General features: G+C 30.4%; 18 protein-coding genes. 9 read left to right on the plus strand and 9 right to left on the minus strand.

All coding sequences use genetic code 11. From position 1 onward, the window contains the following. Nucleotides 1–7: 7 nt before the first annotated feature. The 3 genes from rpsO (at nt 8) to ACTTBK_RS06700 (ending at nt 3,336) form a co-directional block, all read left to right on the plus strand. Nucleotides 8–256, plus strand: coding sequence for a 30S ribosomal protein S15 (gene rpsO, locus ACTTBK_RS06690; RefSeq protein WP_075485648.1), 249 nt, complete (start codon nt 8–10; stop codon nt 254–256). A gap of 52 nt (nt 257–308) precedes the next feature. Then, nucleotides 309–2,381, plus strand: coding sequence for a polyribonucleotide nucleotidyltransferase (pnp, locus tag ACTTBK_RS06695; RefSeq protein ID WP_440619255.1), 2,073 nt, complete (start codon nt 309–311; stop codon nt 2,379–2,381). 124 nt (nt 2,382–2,505) lie between these two features. Continuing rightward, the gene (locus tag ACTTBK_RS06700; protein WP_440619257.1) at nt 2,506–3,336 is read left to right on the plus strand and encodes a TylF/MycF/NovP-related O-methyltransferase; all 831 of its coding nucleotides are present in this window, start codon (nt 2,506–2,508) and stop codon (nt 3,334–3,336) included. 25 nt (nt 3,337–3,361) lie between these two features. Here ACTTBK_RS06700 and ACTTBK_RS06705 read toward each other — a convergent pair whose 3' ends face one another. The 3 genes from ACTTBK_RS06705 to fabA are packed head-to-tail and all read right to left on the minus strand — an operon-like array spanning nt 3,362 to nt 5,862. After that, nucleotides 3,362–4,147, minus strand: a complete 786-nt coding sequence (locus tag ACTTBK_RS06705; RefSeq protein WP_440619258.1) for an enoyl-ACP reductase FabI — start codon at nt 4,145–4,147, stop codon at nt 3,362–3,364. A gap of 3 nt (nt 4,148–4,150) precedes the next feature. Further along, entirely contained in the window at nt 4,151–5,362 is a 1,212-nt protein-coding gene (gene fabB, locus ACTTBK_RS06710; protein WP_440619259.1) for a beta-ketoacyl-ACP synthase I, read from the minus strand. After that, the gene (gene fabA, locus ACTTBK_RS06715; protein WP_428079165.1) at nt 5,362–5,862 is read right to left on the minus strand and encodes a bifunctional 3-hydroxydecanoyl-ACP dehydratase/trans-2-decenoyl-ACP isomerase; all 501 of its coding nucleotides are present in this window, start codon (nt 5,860–5,862) and stop codon (nt 5,362–5,364) included. The genes fabB and fabA overlap by 1 nt, the downstream gene beginning before the upstream one ends. A 94-nt stretch (nt 5,863–5,956) precedes the next feature. Between fabA and ACTTBK_RS06720 the strand changes: the two genes are divergently transcribed. From ACTTBK_RS06720 to ACTTBK_RS06735, 4 genes are all read left to right on the plus strand, one after another. Continuing rightward, nucleotides 5,957–6,385, plus strand: coding sequence for a Fur family transcriptional regulator (locus tag ACTTBK_RS06720; protein WP_262590069.1), 429 nt, complete (start codon nt 5,957–5,959; stop codon nt 6,383–6,385). A gap of 106 nt (nt 6,386–6,491) precedes the next feature. Continuing rightward, complete coding sequence (locus ACTTBK_RS06725; RefSeq protein WP_262590070.1) at nt 6,492–6,908, plus strand: rubrerythrin family protein; 417 nt, start codon at nt 6,492–6,494, stop codon at nt 6,906–6,908. Nucleotides 6,909–7,067: 159 nt separating this feature from the next. Beyond that, nucleotides 7,068–8,399 carry a (Fe-S)-binding protein gene (locus ACTTBK_RS06730; protein ID WP_440619260.1) on the plus strand — a complete coding sequence of 444 codons (1,332 nt, stop codon included), beginning with the start codon at nt 7,068–7,070 and terminating at the stop codon, nt 8,397–8,399. 2 nt (nt 8,400–8,401) lie between these two features. Further along, on the plus strand, nt 8,402–8,995 hold the full coding sequence (locus ACTTBK_RS06735; RefSeq protein ID WP_440613544.1) for a DUF3501 family protein: 594 nt from the start codon (nt 8,402–8,404) through the stop codon (nt 8,993–8,995). On the opposite strand, the gene ACTTBK_RS06740 is transcribed toward ACTTBK_RS06735, so the two are convergent. The 6 genes from ACTTBK_RS06740 to ubiE are packed head-to-tail and all read right to left on the minus strand — an operon-like array spanning nt 8,992 to nt 14,098. Then, a complete protein-coding gene (locus tag ACTTBK_RS06740; RefSeq protein WP_440619262.1) occupies nt 8,992–9,432 on the minus strand; it encodes an SH3 domain-containing protein in 441 nt (146 codons plus the stop codon). The genes ACTTBK_RS06735 and ACTTBK_RS06740 overlap by 4 nt on opposite strands. Next, complete coding sequence (locus tag ACTTBK_RS06745) at nt 9,423–10,178, minus strand: HesA/MoeB/ThiF family protein (RefSeq protein ID WP_440619263.1); 756 nt, start codon at nt 10,176–10,178, stop codon at nt 9,423–9,425. The genes ACTTBK_RS06740 and ACTTBK_RS06745 overlap by 10 nt, the downstream gene beginning before the upstream one ends. After that, a complete protein-coding gene (gene dut / locus ACTTBK_RS06750; RefSeq protein ID WP_440619264.1) occupies nt 10,175–10,612 on the minus strand; it encodes a dUTP diphosphatase in 438 nt (145 codons plus the stop codon). Before dut ends, ACTTBK_RS06745 begins: the two co-directional genes overlap by 4 nt. Next, entirely contained in the window at nt 10,612–11,817 is a 1,206-nt protein-coding gene (coaBC, locus tag ACTTBK_RS06755; RefSeq protein ID WP_440619265.1) for a bifunctional phosphopantothenoylcysteine decarboxylase/phosphopantothenate--cysteine ligase CoaBC, read from the minus strand. The genes dut and coaBC overlap by 1 nt, the downstream gene beginning before the upstream one ends. Before the next feature lie 8 nt (nt 11,818–11,825). Then, on the minus strand, nt 11,826–13,394 hold the full coding sequence (gene ubiB, locus ACTTBK_RS06760; RefSeq protein ID WP_440619266.1) for a 2-polyprenylphenol 6-hydroxylase: 1,569 nt from the start codon (nt 13,392–13,394) through the stop codon (nt 11,826–11,828). Then, complete coding sequence (gene ubiE / locus ACTTBK_RS06765) at nt 13,394–14,098, minus strand: bifunctional demethylmenaquinone methyltransferase/2-methoxy-6-polyprenyl-1,4-benzoquinol methylase UbiE (protein WP_440619267.1); 705 nt, start codon at nt 14,096–14,098, stop codon at nt 13,394–13,396. The genes ubiB and ubiE overlap by 1 nt, the downstream gene beginning before the upstream one ends. 29 nt (nt 14,099–14,127) lie before the next feature. Here ubiE and mutM point away from each other — a divergent pair, with 29 nt between their 5' ends. Both mutM and rpsT read left to right on the plus strand, forming a co-directional pair. Next, nucleotides 14,128–14,991 (plus strand): bifunctional DNA-formamidopyrimidine glycosylase/DNA-(apurinic or apyrimidinic site) lyase, encoded by an 864-nt coding sequence (gene mutM, locus ACTTBK_RS06770; RefSeq protein ID WP_440619268.1) that lies wholly within the window; start codon nt 14,128–14,130, stop codon nt 14,989–14,991. A gap of 48 nt (nt 14,992–15,039) precedes the next feature. Further along, the gene (rpsT, locus tag ACTTBK_RS06775) at nt 15,040–15,300 is read left to right on the plus strand and encodes a 30S ribosomal protein S20 (RefSeq protein WP_262590084.1); all 261 of its coding nucleotides are present in this window, start codon (nt 15,040–15,042) and stop codon (nt 15,298–15,300) included. The last annotated feature ends 88 nt before the right edge of the window (nt 15,301–15,388 follow it).

Consider the following 15,388-nt stretch of genomic DNA (forward strand, 5'->3'; position numbering starts at 1 on the left):
AAGAGGCATGAATAAAAAAGCACAAGAATTAGCAATGCATGATAAAGATACTGGATCTTCAGAAATTCAAATTGCTTTGCTAACAGAGAAAATTGAAACTCTCTCGAAGCATATTAAGCAATTCAAGAAGGATAAACATTCATCTGTTGGATTGTTGAGAGCGGTAAATAGAAGAAAGAAATTGTTAGAATACCTAAAAAAAAACAAAATGGATTCTTACAAAAATGTACTGTCGAAATTGAATTTAAGAAAATAGAAGTCAAGATAGATAGAATGGAACGAAACGAACGAAACGAAATGGAAATGAAATGTTTAAAGTATACAAGAAGGAAATTGAAGTAGCGGGAAAGAAGATAAGTTTAGAAACAGGTAAAGTAGCAAGACAAGCAGACGGTGCAATAATTGCAACATGCGGAGAGACAGTCGTACTAGCAACAGTAGTAGGGGCAAAAAAAGTAAATCCTGATATGGATTACTTTCCATTATCTGTAAACTACCAAGAGAAATATTATGCAGCTGGAAAAATTCCAGGTGGATATTTTAAAAGAGAAGCAAGACCAACTGAGAGTGAAACATTAATCTCTAGATTAATTGATAGACCAATCAGACCTTTGTTTCCTGATGAATTTAAAAATGAAGTACAGTTATTACCAACTGTAATTTCATATGACAAAGAAAACGAACCAGATATTTTATCAATCACTGCTTCATCAGCAGCATTAGCTATATCAGGAATGCCATTCATGGGACCTGTAGGGGCCTCAAGGGTTGGATTTATTGATGGAAAATATGTTTTAAACCCATCTAAAGCAGAGTTAGAAAAATCAAAATTAGATTTAGTTGTAGCAGGTACAAAAGATGCTGTGCTTATGGTTGAGTCAGAAGCAAGCGGTTTAACTGAAGAAGAAATGTTAAATGCAGTTAAATTTGGTCATGAAGGCTTTGTTCCAGTGATTGAAATGATTGAGGAGCTTACAAAAGAATGTAGAAAACCTGAATGGACAGTTGAGAAAAAAGATTTGTCTGAAGTTAAGAAAAAACTTGAGGAAACTTTTACTGAAGATCTTAAAAAAGCTTTTGCTACAAGAGATAAACAAGATAGATCAAATCAAATTTCTGAAATTACTGATAAAGCTAAAAAACTTTATGAGGAAGATGAAAACTACACAGATCTTGATGTTAACAGTCAGCTAAAAAGTCTAGAAAAATCAATTGTTAGAACTGATATCCTAAAAAATAAAAATAGAATTGATGGAAGAGGTTTATCTGATGTAAGACCTATCGAGTGTGAAGTGGGTATTTTACCTAGAGCTCATGGTTCTGCATTATTTACTAGAGGTGAGACACAAGCAATTGTTGTTGCAACTCTAGGGACTTCTGATGACGAACAAAGAATTGAAAGTTTAGATGGGCTTCAGAGAGAACGATTTATGCTTCACTATAATTTTCCTCCTTTTTCAGTTGGAGAAACTGGAAGAATTGGAACTGGTAGAAGAGAAATCGGACATGGTAAATTAGCTTGGAGAGCGATTAACTCTTCATTACCAACGAAAGAGGCATTTCCATATACTTTTAGAGTAGTTTCAGAAATAACTGAGTCTAATGGTTCTTCTTCTATGGCTACTGTTTGCGGAACTTCTTTAGCGTTAATGGACGCGGGAGTGCCAATTAAAGAGCCAGTTGCAGGTATTGCAATGGGTTTAATTAAAGAAGGTGATGACTTTAGTGTCTTATCAGACATTTTAGGTGATGAAGATCACCTAGGGGATATGGATTTTAAAGTTGCTGGAACTAAAGATGGAATTACTTCTCTTCAAATGGATATCAAAATTACAGGTATTACATTTGAAATCATGGAGCAAGCATTAAGCCAAGCTAAAGATGGAAGAGTTCATATCTTAGGAGAAATGAATAAAGCATTATCAGCTTCAAGATCTGATGTTGGAAAACACACTCCAAAAATGGAACAAGTTAATGTTGATAAAAAAGACATTGCTGCTGTCATTGGAAAAGGTGGTGCAACAATCAGAGAGATAGTTGAAAAATCAGGTGCGAAAGTAGATGTTAATGACGAAGGTGTGGTAACAGTTGCTGCTCCAGATGAAGAGTCTAGATACATCGCAATGCAAATGATTAAAGACATAACTGCAAAAGCTGAACTGAATAAAATTTATTCAGGTAAAGTAATGAAGATTATGGAATTTGGTGCATTTGTTAATTTCTTAGGAAAACAAGACGGGCTTGTTCATATCTCAGAACTTGCAGATAAAAGAGTTGCTAAAGTAACCGATGTTGTCAAAGAAGGCGATGAGGTAAAAGTTAAAGTGATTGGCTTTGATAGAGGTAAAGTTAAACTTTCTATGAAACAAGTAGACTCTTAGTTAAATTGTTAAGGAGTTCTATTAGAATGCCTTTTTTAGTTCGAAAACTAATGTAAATATATTTATTTTTATAAATGGACAAGAGGTTTTCAGTTTTTATGATAAGAACATTTGTAATAAAGTAATGTCTAAAGGTTCTATTAAATTTGATGAAGATAAATCTATTTTAACCATAACTTTACCTGATGGAAAAAAATTTAGTTATAGAGATATCATAAAGGGTGATCCATATGATCTTTTTTTCGTTAAAACTATTGCTAAATTTGCACCATATACAATGACTATTGGAAGAGGAATAGAGCCATCATATTCACTTTTTAAATCAATTGGTTATTTAGTTAAAAATAAAATTCCTGGAGATTTTGTTGAATGTGGTGTTTGGCGTGGCGGCTCTGTAATACTTATGGCTCTATCTTTAAAATATTTTGGAGATACTGAAAGAAAAATTTTTTTATATGATACTTTTACTGGAATGACAGAACCCGATAATAATGATGTTGATTGGCATGGAAAAATTCTTAAAAAAAAATGGGATCAGGATTCATTAAATCAAATTGAAAAATTAGGTTACAAAAAAAAACCAAAATGGGGAATAGAAGCACCATTGTGGGGATATGGAGGAAATGTTGATGATGTTAAAAATAATATTTTTTCCGCAACAGATTATCCTGAGAGAAACTTTGTGTTTGTTAAAGGGCCCGTAGAACAGACAATTCCAAATATTATACCTAAAAAAATATCATTACTAAGGCTAGATACCGATTGGTATAATTCAACATATCACGAGCTAGAACATTTGTATCCAATTTTAACAAAGGAAGGAGTTTTAGTGATTGATGATTATGGTTGGTGTCGAGGTGCCCGTCAAGCAACTGACGAATATATGAAAAAAAATAATGAGAACTTATTGTTAAACAGAATTGATGAAAGCGTGAGGTTAGCTATAAAAAGATAAAGTAATTAAATAAATTGAATAAGTTTTATTTAATATTTTTTGGATCGGGCATTCCAACTTTGTTGTATCCTGCATCTACATAATGAATTTCACCAGTAACTCCATTTGCAAGGTCACTTAGTAGGTATAGTGCCGAATTACCAACATCATGGATATCGACGTTTCTTTTTAGAAAAGAATGGTCTTCATTCCATTTATATAAGAATTTCGCATCTCCGATTGCAGATGCAGCTAGCGTCTTTATAGGTCCCGCACTTATTGCATTTACTCTCATGCCCTTGGCACCTAAATCTCGAGCTAGATACTTAACACTAGCTTCTAAAGCTGATTTACAAACACCCATTACGTTATAATTTGGAATTGCTTTAGTAGACTCGTAAGTTAAAGTTAATAAACTTCCACCTTGTTTCATTACCTTTGAAGCTTCTTTTGCTACTTCAGTAAATGAAAAGCATGAGATTAACATACTTCTTAAAAAGTTTTCTCTAGTTGTATTTAAATATTCACCTGATAACTCTGATTTATCAGAGAAAGCAACTGCATGAACTACAAAGTCTATTTCACCCCATTGGGATTTGATATCTTCAAATAATTTTACAACTTCTTCTTTTTTTTCAACATCACAACTAAATGTAACGTTTGAGTTTAATTTTTCTGCTAAAGGAACTACTCTTTTTTTTAAAGCATCACCTAAATATGTAAATGCTAGTTCAGCTCCTGCCTCAGCAAGTTTTTGAGATATACCCCAGGCAATAGATCTTTCATTTGCAACACCCATGATTAATCCCTTTTTGCCTTTCATTAAACTCATAAATTAAACCTTTTCAAAAATTAAAGCTGCATTAGTTCCACCAAAACCAAAGCTATTTGACATTACTGTATTTAAAGTTGCCCCCGTTTCAGTTTTTGAAACTATGGGAAATTTCTTAGCTTCTTCATCCATCTCACTTATGTTTGCAGAGCCAGCTATAAAATTATTCTTCATCATTATCAAACAGTAAATTGCTTCATGAACTGAAGCCGCACCAAGTGGATGTCCCGATAAAGATTTTGTCGAACTAATCTTTGGGATATTGTCTCCAAAAGTATTTTTAACTGCATTTAGCTCCGTGATATCTCCAACTGGAGTGGAAGTTCCATGAGTATTGATATAATCAATTTTATTTTTAGCAGTAGACATTGCCATTTGCATACATCTGACAGCACCTTCTCCTGATGGAGCTACCATATCGTATCCATCTGAAGTTGCTCCATAACCAGTTAATTCTGCGTATATTTTAGCACCTCTTGCTTTAGCGTGTTCATATTCCTCTAGCACTAACACACCTGCACCACCTGCAATCACAAAACCATCTCTTGTTTTGTCATATGCTCTTGATGCTGTTTCGGGAGCATCATTATATTTTGATGATAAAGCAGTCATCGCATCAAACATTGCCGTCATAGCCCAATGAACTTCTTCACTTCCACCTGCAAAAACAACATCTTGTTTTCCCATTTGAATTAATTCCATTGAATTACCAATACAGTGGCCACTTGTTGCGCAAGCAGAACTCATTGTGTAGTTGGTTCCTTTAATTTTAAATGGAACAGCAAGTGTTGCAGAAGCTGTACTTGCCATTGTTCTTGGAACAATGAACGGTCCCATTAATTTTGGAGTTTTAGCCCTCGTTTTATCCGCAGCCAAAATAACATTTTCAATTGATGGACCACCAGAACCCATAACTATTCCAGTTTTAAAATTGCTAACTTCAGTTTCTTCTAATCCAGAATCCTCAATAGCTTCTTTCATTGCAATATAATTATAAGCTGAACCTGAACCCATAAATCTAATTGTTTTTCGATCGATATGATCTTCTAATTTTATATTTGGTTTGCCATGAACATGACTTTTAAGATTATGTTCTTTATATTCCTCAGCATAAGAAATTCCTGATTTTGAATTAATTAATGATTGATAAACTTCCTCTTGGTTGTTTCCCAAACAAGAGACAATTCCTAAGCCTGTAATTACTACTCTTCTCATTATTTAAATAACCCCACTTTCAAACTTTCTGCTGAATATATTTTTTTGTCATCAGCAAGTACAATTCCATTGGCAAGACCAACAGTTGTTCCACCTGGCGACATAATTTTTTTCATATCTATTTCGTACCTTACATTTTTAACATTTTGTAAAACTTCACCAGTAAATTTTACAGTACCAACTCCTAGAGCTCTACCTTTGCCAGGATTTCCTAACCAGCCCAGAAAAAATCCAACTAGTTGCCACATAGCATCTAAACCTAGACACCCAGGCATGACCGGATCCTCTTTAAAATGACAGTCAAAAAACCATAGATCGTTTTTTATATCTAATTCAGCCTTTAAAGAGCCTTTATTGAAAGCTCCATTATTCTCGTTTATTTCAGTTATTCTATCAAACATCAACATTGGAGGAAGTGGTAATTTTGCATTACCTGGTCCAAAAAGATCACCATTTCCACAACTTATTAGATCGTCATATGAGTAGGAATTTTTTTTCATATTTTTTGAGAGACCTTATTACTTGATTTAATGCCAATATAATATAATAAAACTGTATATTTTTATTCATACATTAGAATAATTATAAAATAAAATGGTAAAAAACTGTAATTTTGTTGAAAAATTAAGAGATTTAGGACTTAGACCCACTAAACAAAGGGTTAAAATGTGTGAAGTTCTATTTAATAGAGAAAAAACTTTTCATTTTACAATCAATGATCTCGTAAAAATGATTTCTGAGGAGATGAATGAAAAAATTTCTTTAGCAACAGTTTACAACACTGTTCATGCATTTCAGAAAAAAGGTTATTTAAAAGAAATTTCGATTAACAGCGATAAAAGTTATTTTGATACAAACACATCTGTGCATCATCATTTTTATGATGAAGATACTCATCAGCTAATAGATTGTGATGAAAATGATATAGACCCAGTAAATATTAAAAAAAATATTACAGGAAAAAAAATAAATTCAGTTGAAGTTTTGGTTAAAGTTGCGAGTGATAATCAAACTCAAAAATAATTCAATTAAATCAATTATATAAAATCTAGATTATAATAATTCTAAACTATTGACATTAAAGTTTTAGACACTATATGGTCTATAAAGTTAAATTAAGGAGAAAAAAATGTCTTTAAAAGGAAGTAAAACAGAAGAGAACTTAAAAGCAGCATTCGCTGGTGAGAGTCAAGCAAATAGAAGATATCTTTATTTTGCACAAAAAGCTGACATCGAAGGTTATAATGATGTAGCTACAGTATTTAGATCAACAGCAGAAGGTGAAACTGGTCACGCACATGGTCACTTAGAATACCTTGAACAAGTTGGAGATCCAGCTACTGGGAAACCAATTGGTGAAACTAAAGCAAATTTAGCTTCAGCAATTGAGGGAGAAACGCATGAATATACTGACATGTACCCAGGTATGGCTAAAACTGCAAGAGAAGAAGGTTTTGAAGAAATTGCAGATTGGTTTGAGACTTTAGCAAAAGCTGAAAAATCTCATGCTGGTAAATTTCAAAAAACTTTAGAGTCAATTGCCTAAATGACATTAATTAGTGGGCGTTTACCGCCCACTAAATTTAACAAAATTTATAAAATCAAAAAAAATGAAAGAGCAACTTTTACAATTATTAAAAGACTGGTTTAATGAACCAGTGGTATTAGTTTCTTTATCATTAATTATAATTTCTAATATAATCGGATGAGCAAAGAAGGAAGTCTAGACGCCCCAATTCGTCACCCTATTGATTTTGAGCATCCAGATTTTTTAAATTCTGAAAAATTAGATGCAGAAATGCGAAGAGTGTTTGATATTTGCCATGGATGTCGAAGATGTTTTAATCTTTGTGATTCCTTTCCAAAATTGTTCGATATGATTGATGAGTCTGAAAATGAAGACGTAGAAAGTTTAAAAAGTGAGCAATTTGCTCCGGTTGTTGATGCCTGTACTCTCTGCGACATGTGTTTTATGACCAAATGTCCTTATGTACCTCCTCATGATTTTGATCTTGATTTCCCTCATTTAATGTTGAGGTACAGAACGGCACAAAAAAAATTAGGTAAATTACCAAGTGTTCCAATGCAATTAGCCCAAATAGATAGAAACGCAAAAATTGGGGTTTTATTTTCTAAAATAATTAATTGGGCATCAGATATAAAAAATAAGTTGTTCAGAAAAATATTAGAGGTAGTTGCTGGTATCGATAAAAGGGTTCAACTTCCAAAATACAATTCAGAAACTTTCTCTAACTTTTTTAAGAAAAATAATGACAAAATAAACTACGAGACAAAAACTAATGATAGAAAAGTTGTAATTTATTCTACCTGTTTTGTTAACTTTAATAAAAAAAATACGGGTGTTGCAGCTTTAAAAGTTCTAAAGAAAAATGGTGTAGAAGTTCAAGAAGCCTATCCTGGATGTTGTGGAATGCCATTCTTAGAGCAAGCTGATCTTCCTAAAGTTGTGGAACAGGCAAAAAAAGTTTCTAAAGATTTAGTTGAATGGATTAACAAAGGTTACAAAGTTGTTACATTAACCGCTAGTTGTGGTTTAATGTTAAAATTTGAATGGCCATTGCTTTTACCTAATGATGATAAAATAAAAAAATTATCTGCAAACGTTATGGATATTGATGAGTATGTTGTTGATATTGCAAACAATGAGGGATTAGCAGATGGTTTACAAGAAATAGATGGTGGAGTGACAGTGCACCATGCGTGTCACGCAAGAGCACAAAACATGGGTATCAAAGCCAGAGATATGCTTAAACTTATCCCGAATGTTAAAATTGATGTTGTAGAGAAATGTGCTGGGCATGGTGGAACTTTTGGTGTGATGAAAGAAACACATGATCTGGCCAATAAAGTAGGAAGACCAACTGCAAGACAAATTAAAACAAAAAACAACAAGTACATGGCTTCTGATTGTCCTTTAGCAGGTAAGCACTTGAAGCAGCTAGAAGTGGATACTAACATCTCCAATGATGAGGCACTACATCCTATCGAATTGATGGCTAAAAGTTATAAATTATGATTATGCCTAGAGAAAAAAGAGAGATACAAAAAGAAGACATTATGCCATTGGATGTCTACACAAAAAATAGAAGAGAACTGAGAAAAAATATTGTTGATTTTAAAAAAAATAGAAGAATTGCATTAGGTCCTTATGCAACTTTTTATTTTGAAAGTTACGAGACAATGTTAGCTCAAGTTCAAGAAATGTTATATATTGAAAAAGGTGGAGATGAACAACTTAAAGATGAGTTATCAGCATACAATCCTCTAATACCAAATGGTAAAGAATTAACAGCTACTTTGATGTTTGAAATAGACAATCCTATATCACGTGCAGCTTTCCTAGGAAAAGTGGGTGGAATAGAAGAAACAGTGTTTATGAAAATTAATGGAGAAAAAATAAAAGCTATACCAGAGGAAGATGTTGATAGAACATCAGCTGAAGGAAAAGCTTCTTCAGTTCAATTTATTCATTTTAATTTTTCAGATGACCAAATAGCTAAATTTAAATCTGAAGAAATTGAAGTTGAAATAGGAATAGACCATAAAGAATATTCCCATACTACCAAGCTGTCTTTAGAGAACAAAAAGTCACTTGCTGCTGATTTTAGTTAATTAAATCCCCAGAAATTATCTGTTTTAACCCAACCTTGAAATTTTCCAGATGTTATCTGACACCATTCTTGTTCACACTTTTCTAAAATTAATAACCTACCTTCCTTAATAAGAGCAATTGGTTTTGCAAAAGATGTAGGGTTTTTAAATAAAATTTTATCTTTTGTTGCTATTGCAGAATTATTTTTTTTTAATTGAGATATATGTATCCACCCACCATTATTTTTAAGGTCTATAATTCTTCTAAAGTTTTCTTTTTTATCTATTTGTTTTAAAGGAAGGTTAATTTTTTTGTAAACATATTTTACATCAGAATCAAAACTTGGACCGTACCTAACGTTTACTTTATTTTTTTTTAAAGAAACAAATATTTCATCAGCTGAACTTATTGAAATTGATAAGATAAAAATTAAAATTATTCTTATAATTAATTGCATAGACAGTTTTTTCTTTTTTTAATTTTTGCTTTTCTAAAATTTAAATTTAATAAATCAATAATTAAAATATAATTATTTAAACTTTGGCCTATATTTAAAATATTTTTTAAAATTTCATTAGCTTGCATCGTGCCAACTATTCCCGCTACAGTTCCCAGGATTCCTTCATATTCACAATTGAGTATTTCATCTGATATTTTTTCCTCTTGATAAAAACATCGAAGGCATGGTTCTTTTTTATTTTTGAAATTAAATGTAAAGATATGACCATCAAATTTACTTATAGCACCAGTTACCAAAAACTTTTTATACTTTAAACTTAAATCATTAATTAGAAATTTACTTTCAAAATTATCAGTTCCATCAACAATATAATCGTAATCTTTAATAATTTTTTGAAAATTAGATTTATTTAATTTGTAATTAAAAATTTTTATATTTGTTAAAGAATTAATGTTGTTTAATTTTTTTTTAGCTATTTTGACTTTTAGTTGATTTAAATCTTTCTGATTGAATAAACTCTGCCTATGAATATTTGAAAGGCTTATTCGATCATGATCCACAATTCCTAATGAGCCAACCCCTGACCTAGTCAAGAATTCTGCTACTGGGCACCCGAGACCACCCATGCCTATTATTAATACTTTTGCATTTGTAATTTTATTTTGACCTAAAATACCAATATTTTTTAATATGATCTGTCTTGAAAAACGTTCGATTTGTTTTTTGTTTAGTTTTTTGCTCATTTTCCTGTTGAGCCAAATCCGCCTTCGCCTCTAATTGTTTCTGGGAGCTCATCTGTTTCTTCTAAATTCATTTTTATCACTGGTGCAAGAACCATTTGAGCTATTCTGTCTTTATTGTTTATTAAAAAATCTTCTTTTCCGTGATTGTAAAGTATTACTTTTATCTCACCCCTATAATCACTATCTATTGTTCCTGGTGTATTTAAAACACTAATACTATTTTTTGCTGCTAAACCTGATCTAGGTCGTATTTGAATTTCAAATTCATTTGAAAAAGTAACGGCAATTCCAGTTGGAACTAAACAAGAATTTTGGGATTTAAGTATAATAGGTTCTTTTATAAATGCCATAAGATCCATTCCCGAAGCTCCTTCTGTTTTGTAGGCAGGTAGCTCTATTGAAGGATCTAATTTTTTAACAAGGATTTTTGCCATTAATTTAATTGATCAATTATTCTATCAACTATTTCTTCAGAAATTTCAGATTTTCTTTTGTATGGTAGGACTTCACTTTTTAAAGATTTATTTTTGTAGTGGATTACAACTTCATTATAATCAGAGTTAAATCCAATATTTTTTTTAGAAACATCATTAGCAATTATCCAATCACAATTCTTTTTATTTAATTTTTCTTCTGCATTTTTTAAAACTTCGTTTGTTTCTGCTGCAAAACCAATCACGATTTCAGGCCTCATAGAATTATGATTTGATATGTAATTTAAAATATCAATATTTTTTTCTAAATTTAAATTTAATGCTTCTTCTTTTTTTATTTTTGTTTGAGATTTATTTTTTACTTTAAAGTCTGATACTGCTGCTGAAAAAATTGCTACATCTACAGGTAAATTCTCTTGTGTAGCAGCAAACATTTCATCTGCTGTTTCAACTTCAATGAGTTTAATATCTTTTTCTACTTCTAGATTAGTTGGTCCTGAAATCAGTGTTGTATCAAAACCTTTTTTCGATAGACATTTAGCTAGTTCATATCCTTGTTTGCCACTTGATTTATTTGTTATAAAACGCACAGGGTCGATATACTCATTTGTTGGACCCGCAGTAACTAAAGCTTTAAATATTTTATTTTGACTTTGGTTTAAAAAAAATTGGTTTAATTCATCCGCAATTTTTAATGGTTCTGACATCTTACCTTGTCCGTATTCTCCGCATGCCATATCTCCTATTTCTGGACCAATAAACTTATAACCAAAATCTTTTAATTTTTTTAAATTAGTTTTTGTAGATTTATGTTCCCACATTCTAACATTCATCGCTGGTGCTAAATAAATTTGTTTATTTGAAGCAAGTATTACAGTAGAAGCCAAATCATCTGTAGAACCTTGTGCTAATTTTGAAATTGTATTTGCTGTAGTTGGTGCAACGATAACAACGTCTGCCCATCTAGAAAGTGAAATGTGATCCATTTCAGTTTCGTTTTCTAAGCTAAACAAATCACTATAAACTTTACCTTGAGATAATGATGCTACTGATAATTGAGTTACAAATTCTTTAGCACTAGCAGTAAGTATAGTTTTTATTTCTGCACCATTTTTTTTTAATAATCTAATCGTTTCAAGACTTTTATAAGCTGAAATACCACCACAAATAATAAAAAGAATTTTTTTGTTATTAAGATTTTTCATTTGCAGAATTAAAATACTATAAGACCAAAAATTACAAGAAGTAATAAACCAATAATAGATTGGTTTCTAAATGCTATCATTTCAGATTTTTTATCGTTTAAAGCTGTATAAGAGTTGGAGTTTTGAGGAATTTGTCCGCTGGCTAAAAATGTTAGAGCTTGATTTGCTTTGTCCATGATTTCAGGTAATTCAGGTAATCTTTTAATTACTTCAGTACTATTTTTAAGTGTTTCGTTAAAATTATTTATAGGATCTTTTGTTTCTCTTAACCAATTTTCAAGAACTGGTTTAGAGGTTGTCCAAATATTAGTGTTAGGATTTAATTTTCTTGCAACACCTTCAACTACAACCATTGTTTTTTGTAACATCAACAATTGAGGTTGAGTTTGCATATTGAATTTTTCTGTAACATCAAAAAGCTGTTTTAATAATTTTCCACCTGAAATATCTTTAACCTCTTGACCAAATATTGGCTCTCCTATTGACCTTAATGCTTGTGCAAGATCATCTATTGGCACATTTTTAGGGACTAATCCTGCTACCAAGTGAACCTCAGCAACTTTTTTATAATCTCTTTGTATAAATCCAAATAAAATTTCTGCTAAAAAACGTTTACTCATTTTGTCTAATCTACCCATTATGCCAAAATCTATTGGAGCTATTTGACCATTCTCATCAATAAATATATTACCTTGGTGCATATCAGCATGAAAAAAACCATCTCTTACTGCATGTCTTAAAAAATGTTGGATAATATCTTCAGCAATTTTATTAGTATTTAAATTTCTTTTTTTTAGCTCTTCTGTTTCACGAATAGATATTCCATCTATCCAATCTAATGTCATTACATTCTCACTAGTAAAGTTCCAATATATTTCAGGAACTTTGAATCCAGCATCATTTTTTGTATTTTCTGCATATTCATTTGCGGCTGCTGCCTCAAACCTTAAATCCATTTCTAGGTTAGTTATTTCTTTCAACAAAAAAACAACTTCCACAAGTTTTAATCTTTTAGTTTTTTTTAAAAATGACTCAATGATAAATGCAAATAGCATCATCGCATCAATTTCTTCATTAAATATTTTTTTTATGTCTGGTCTTATAATTTTTATTGCTACATCTTTAATTGTACCATTGTCATTTATTTTAGCTTTATGAACTTGTGCTATTGATGCAGCAGCAACTGGCTCACTTAAATCAATAATAGAATTGTAAGCATCATTGCCTAAATCATTTTTAATTATTTCTTTTGCCTGATTAATAGAAAATGGTGGTACACGATCTTGTAATTTTTCCAGCTTTGTAGAAAGTTCTTCTCCTATAATATCAGGTCTAGTAGCTAAAAATTGACCTAATTTTATAAAAGTTGTACCCATTGACTCTAATGATTTTGAAAGTCTTTCACCATCATCTAGCGCATGATGACTCAATTCTTTTTTTTCAAAAGATATTGCTAATAGCTGAAATAAAATTGTGATCGCGACTGGCGGTTTTTTAAATTTAGAGGCAATATCTAAAATATCAGATTTTGCAATCTTTCTTCCTAATTTAAATAAAGTAATTAATTTTTTTAGCATTATATTTTCCAACCACTATGGATAGAAACTATACCACCTGAAAAGTTCCTATAATTACATTTCGTAAAATTATGCTTTTTCATTAAGTCAATTAATTCTTCCTGATTAATAAATTCTTCAATACTTTTTACTAAATATTCATATGGTTTTTTATCGCCAACAATAAATTGACCAATATGAGGAATTATTTTTGAATAGTTTTTATAAACAAAATCTAGGTTAGAGTTTTGAATTTTTGAAAATTCTAAACATAGAAATCTTCCACCTGGTTTTAATACCCTATAAGCTTCAGATAGAGCTTTATCTAAATTCTTTGTATTTCTAAGACCAAAACTTATTGTGTAATAATCAAATTCGTTGTCTTGAAGTGGAAGCTTCTCAGCAGCTGCATTGATCCATTTTATATTTTTATAATTAGATAATTTTTGTTTGCTTTGATTAATCATACCTTTATTTGGATCTACACAAGTGACTTCTGACATTTGATTTGTACTATTCAAAAATAATTTACCGATATCTCCAGTTCCAGAAGCAACATCTATTAACTTTCTATTTGGAGATGGTTTCATTATATTGATTAGACTTTTTTTCCAAAATCTATGAATGCCTAGTGACATAAAATCATTCATCAAGTCGTATTTATTATAAACTTGATCAAAAACACCTTCCACAAGGCCTTTTTTATTTTGAAGATATTGTTGCATAAAAAAATATATATTGAATATAGTGAGAAATGCCAGAATTACCAGAAGTAGAAATTGTTAGACAATCTTTAGACAAAAAAGTTAAACAAAAAAGTATTAAAAAAGTAATTATTAGAAATAAAAATCTTAGGTTTCCACTTCCAAAAAATTTTAGTTCTTTTTTAATGAATAAAAAAATTATTAAAGTAGATAGATTTTCCAAGTATTTAATATTGAATTTTAAAAGTGGAGAGTTTTGTTTGATACATTTGGGTATGTCTGGAACCATACACATCATTGATAGTAAAAAAAAATTAAAATTTACTAATGCTAGTTTTTATCATTCTCCTATATTACCAAAAAAACATAATCATATTGAATTAATATTTAATTCTTTGAAAGTAATTTATAATGACCCAAGAAGATTTGGTTTTTTTGAGTTAGTAGAAAATAGTGAAAAATTAGAAAATAGGTTTAAAAATTTGGGACCAGAACCATTCAATTTAAATTTTAATTTGAATTATGTTTTAAATTACTTCAAAGGAAAGAATAAAAATATTAAAACATTTTTATTAGATCAAAAATTTGTTTCTGGAATTGGGAATATTTATGCAAGTGAAATTTTATTTCTAAGTAAGATTTATCCATTTAAAAAAGCAAGTTTGTTAACTAGAGAAGATTGTAAAAAAATTATTTATTATTCAAAAAAAATTTTATTAAGAGCAATTAAAAAAGGTGGTTCAAGTATTAGAGATTTTAAGGATACGTTGGGATCTTCTGGAAACTATCAAAAAGAATTTAAAGTGTATCAGCAAGAAGGATTAAGATGTAAAACTATAGGATGTACCGATACTATACAGAAAAAAATTGTATCAAATAGATCTACTTTTTTTTGTAATTCCTGCCAAAATTAGGCAAATATTTAGTTGACCGTTTTCAGTTCTCAAGCTATACCCCTGCGCATGGCAAATACAAAATCAGCTATTAAACGTATAAGACGTATTTCTAAACAAACAGCAGTTAATAAAGCTAGAAAAAGTAGATTTAGAAATGCATTAAAGAAAATGAACGCTTTAATTGATACCAAAAAGAAAGATGAAGCGTTAAAATTCTTACCTAAATTAAACTCTGAGTTGATGAAAATTGCAAAGACTGGTGTAATTAAAAAACAAAATGCATCAAGAAACGTTTCAAGAATAACTAAAAAGATTGCAGCAATTTAAAAACCTTAAGTTGTTTCGAAGATAAATTTCACACACACATTATATAAGATCTAAATATTTTCAAATTACTATATTTAGATTTAGTAAA

The sequence above is a fragment of the Candidatus Pelagibacter sp. HIMB1493 genome, assembly GCF_052047995.1.
Lineage (GTDB): Bacteria > Pseudomonadota > Alphaproteobacteria > Pelagibacterales > Pelagibacteraceae > Pelagibacter.

What these genes read in the sequence shown, in the direction of transcription:
- rpsO (WP_075485648.1), top strand. Translation starts at nt 8, where the DNA reads ATGAATAAAAAAGCACAAGAATTAGCAATGCATGATAAAGATACTGGA.
- pnp (WP_440619255.1), top strand. Translation starts at nt 309, where the DNA reads ATGTTTAAAGTATACAAGAAGGAAATTGAAGTAGCGGGAAAGAAGATA.
- ACTTBK_RS06700 (WP_440619257.1), top strand. Translation starts at nt 2,506, where the DNA reads ATGTCTAAAGGTTCTATTAAATTTGATGAAGATAAATCTATTTTAACC.
- ACTTBK_RS06705 (WP_440619258.1), bottom strand. Translation starts at nt 4,147, where the DNA reads ATGAGTTTAATGAAAGGCAAAAAGGGATTAATCATGGGTGTTGCAAAT.
- fabB (WP_440619259.1), bottom strand. Translation starts at nt 5,362, where the DNA reads ATGAGAAGAGTAGTAATTACAGGCTTAGGAATTGTCTCTTGTTTGGGA.
- fabA (WP_428079165.1), bottom strand. Translation starts at nt 5,862, where the DNA reads ATGAAAAAAAATTCCTACTCATATGACGATCTAATAAGTTGTGGAAAT.
- ACTTBK_RS06720 (WP_262590069.1), top strand. Translation starts at nt 5,957, where the DNA reads ATGGTAAAAAACTGTAATTTTGTTGAAAAATTAAGAGATTTAGGACTT.
- ACTTBK_RS06725 (WP_262590070.1), top strand. Translation starts at nt 6,492, where the DNA reads ATGTCTTTAAAAGGAAGTAAAACAGAAGAGAACTTAAAAGCAGCATTC.
- ACTTBK_RS06730 (WP_440619260.1), top strand. Translation starts at nt 7,068, where the DNA reads ATGAGCAAAGAAGGAAGTCTAGACGCCCCAATTCGTCACCCTATTGAT.
- ACTTBK_RS06735 (WP_440613544.1), top strand. Translation starts at nt 8,402, where the DNA reads ATGCCTAGAGAAAAAAGAGAGATACAAAAAGAAGACATTATGCCATTG.
- ACTTBK_RS06740 (WP_440619262.1), bottom strand. Translation starts at nt 9,432, where the DNA reads ATGCAATTAATTATAAGAATAATTTTAATTTTTATCTTATCAATTTCA.
- ACTTBK_RS06745 (WP_440619263.1), bottom strand. Translation starts at nt 10,178, where the DNA reads ATGAGCAAAAAACTAAACAAAAAACAAATCGAACGTTTTTCAAGACAG.
- dut (WP_440619264.1), bottom strand. Translation starts at nt 10,612, where the DNA reads ATGGCAAAAATCCTTGTTAAAAAATTAGATCCTTCAATAGAGCTACCT.
- coaBC (WP_440619265.1), bottom strand. Translation starts at nt 11,817, where the DNA reads ATGAAAAATCTTAATAACAAAAAAATTCTTTTTATTATTTGTGGTGGT.
- ubiB (WP_440619266.1), bottom strand. Translation starts at nt 13,394, where the DNA reads ATGCTAAAAAAATTAATTACTTTATTTAAATTAGGAAGAAAGATTGCA.
- ubiE (WP_440619267.1), bottom strand. Translation starts at nt 14,098, where the DNA reads ATGCAACAATATCTTCAAAATAAAAAAGGCCTTGTGGAAGGTGTTTTT.
- mutM (WP_440619268.1), top strand. Translation starts at nt 14,128, where the DNA reads ATGCCAGAATTACCAGAAGTAGAAATTGTTAGACAATCTTTAGACAAA.
- rpsT (WP_262590084.1), top strand. Translation starts at nt 15,040, where the DNA reads ATGGCAAATACAAAATCAGCTATTAAACGTATAAGACGTATTTCTAAA.